This window comes from Acinetobacter sp. CIP 102129, from assembly GCF_000368305.1.
GTDB lineage: Bacteria > Pseudomonadota > Gammaproteobacteria > Pseudomonadales > Moraxellaceae > Acinetobacter > Acinetobacter parvus.
In genome coordinates this window covers 1,300-4,275 of record NZ_KB849333.1, presented here as the reverse complement: position 1 = coordinate 4,275, position 2,976 = coordinate 1,300, and the positions used below count along the sequence as shown (strand labels likewise).

1 CRISPR repeat array is annotated in these 2,976 nt (G+C 41.2%).

Annotated elements, in window-relative coordinates:
- Positions 1-2,970: a CRISPR direct-repeat array (repeat unit 28 nt; unit sequence GTTCATGGCGACATACGCCATTTAGAAA).
- Positions 2,971-2,976 lie beyond the last annotated feature (6 nt).

Sequence of the window (2,976 nt, the reverse complement as noted above, 5' to 3'; positions counted from 1 at the left end):
GTTCATGGCGACATACGCCATTTAGAAATGAGTAGTAGTAGATGAAGTAAGGTACATTAAGTTCATGGCGACATACGCCATTTAGAAATGCCAAGACTTCTTCAAACCTCAGTCCAAAGTGTTCATGGCGACATACGCCATTTAGAAACTTGCAAGTAATTAACAGTACAGATTTAAATGAGTTCATGGCGACATACGCCATTTAGAAATTGGAACGCAATTGCGGCGCAAATGGATACTCGTTCATGGCGACATACGCCATTTAGAAAGCCAAAAATAGAAGAATCCACTGCTTTTGGTTGTTCATGGCGACATACGCCATTTAGAAAGTTGTGAATAAGGCTTTTAATGTTGCTGAGAAGTTCATGGCGACATACGCCATTTAGAAATGTCGAGCCATCTTTAGTAGTAGCAATAATTTGTTCATGGCGACATACGCCATTTAGAAATATAATACCTGTGGTCCAGTTACCACGATCATGTTCATGGCGACATACGCCATTTAGAAATGCTTTTATGACAGGTACACAGACATGCCAGAGTTCATGGCGACATACGCCATTTAGAAAAGAATATGGTTCAACCGCTTCTTGACTATATGGTTCATGGCGACATACGCCATTTAGAAATATAATCGACAATAGAAACAAAGAAAATGAAAGTTCATGGCGACATACGCCATTTAGAAAATGTTGTGTTATAAGTAATCCGCTTTCCATAAGTTCATGGCGACATACGCCATTTAGAAAACTGGGCAAAGTAATGTGGTCTTGTATTGTTCGTTCATGGCGACATACGCCATTTAGAAATCTTTGGCTTAGGACTGGAGAACACTCGACAGGTTCATGGCGACATACGCCATTTAGAAACCTGTAGGGTTCGACACCCCTTAATAATAAGAGTTCATGGCGACATACGCCATTTAGAAAAATCTAAGTAATGCATGGCTGAATCAACGTGCGTTCATGGCGACATACGCCATTTAGAAACACAGCATAAGGATCTGATTGAGCGTATTGCAGTTCATGGCGACATACGCCATTTAGAAAAAACACCTCCCCAACTCTCAGACTCACCGTCTGTTCATGGCGACATACGCCATTTAGAAAACCAGAAAACTAATGCGCCAAGCGTAATGATTGTTCATGGCGACATACGCCATTTAGAAAAAAGATGATCAGTTCATCTGTGAAGATGCCAAGTTCATGGCGACATACGCCATTTAGAAAAATCAGGTCATCAATCTGTTCAAACTGCCAATGTTCATGGCGACATACGCCATTTAGAAATACCCCCTGTAAGGCTAACGACATCATATCTAGTTCATGGCGACATACGCCATTTAGAAAACTTAAAACAAATAACGGCACTGAAATGGAGTGTTCATGGCGACATACGCCATTTAGAAATGATTCTGCAATATCATGCTCACCTGCAATTTGTTCATGGCGACATACGCCATTTAGAAATGTCGATGCACTGACTGCATTACTTGAACGAGGTTCATGGCGACATACGCCATTTAGAAAACGTAATAATTCAATATGGCTCATGCTTGGCAGTTCATGGCGACATACGCCATTTAGAAATAACTTGCCTTCCCATTGAGCACCAGCAATAGGTTCATGGCGACATACGCCATTTAGAAATGACCATCGTTCACGCTATAACGCTCAGGCAAGTTCATGGCGACATACGCCATTTAGAAAGAGGTGGTATTGTTTGGCGTGGTGAACATTATGTTCATGGCGACATACGCCATTTAGAAAGCAACAAGTCAAAAGAGCATTAATTTTGTTAGGTTCATGGCGACATACGCCATTTAGAAACACATGCACACCTCTATTTACGGTCTAAGCTTGTTCATGGCGACATACGCCATTTAGAAAATCCTTTATTGCTTGAAATTATCATAAGGAAATGTTCATGGCGACATACGCCATTTAGAAACGAAGATAAACCAAGCAGCCATGAATTTACTCGTTCATGGCGACATACGCCATTTAGAAAGCGCTTGATATGACTCAGTATCGAGTCTGAGCGTTCATGGCGACATACGCCATTTAGAAAATTCTTTTGATTGTTCTCTTGTTAGCTGAAAGGTTCATGGCGACATACGCCATTTAGAAAGTTCCAACGAGTTTTAATTCCACCCTGATCTAGTTCATGGCGACATACGCCATTTAGAAATGTCTATAGAAATCAATATAATATAACTCAATGTTCATGGCGACATACGCCATTTAGAAACCGATAAAATCACGACTCAATGGGTCCTGAAAGTTCATGGCGACATACGCCATTTAGAAAACATCAAAAACATTCCGCAGCAAATCGCATGTGTTCATGGCGACATACGCCATTTAGAAAATCAGGGATATGCTTCATCAATTCCAAACAATGTTCATGGCGACATACGCCATTTAGAAATGTCGCTGTTCTTAATGTGCCACCATTGTCAGGTTCATGGCGACATACGCCATTTAGAAAATCGGCTAAGTGCTCAAAATTCAGAATGATATGTTCATGGCGACATACGCCATTTAGAAAAAGCGGTGCCTGAATGCACATGGACAAAAAATGTTCATGGCGACATACGCCATTTAGAAAATATTCTAAACCTCTCGAATTCGAAACCTTTAGTTCATGGCGACATACGCCATTTAGAAAAAAGGCAAAGCATTACCAACTTAGCTGGAATGGTTCATGGCGACATACGCCATTTAGAAAAACAGTACCCTGCACATTGATACTCGTCCAGCGTTCATGGCGACATACGCCATTTAGAAATGCAAGACCAAAAACACCGCCTCTGACCAAATGTTCATGGCGACATACGCCATTTAGAAAATATTCACCCCTCCGCAATATACCCAATCCGAGTTCATGGCGACATACGCCATTTAGAAATGAATGCCAAACAAGTCATTGATATTCAGCGAGTTCATGGCGACATACGCCATTTAGAAAACGGTC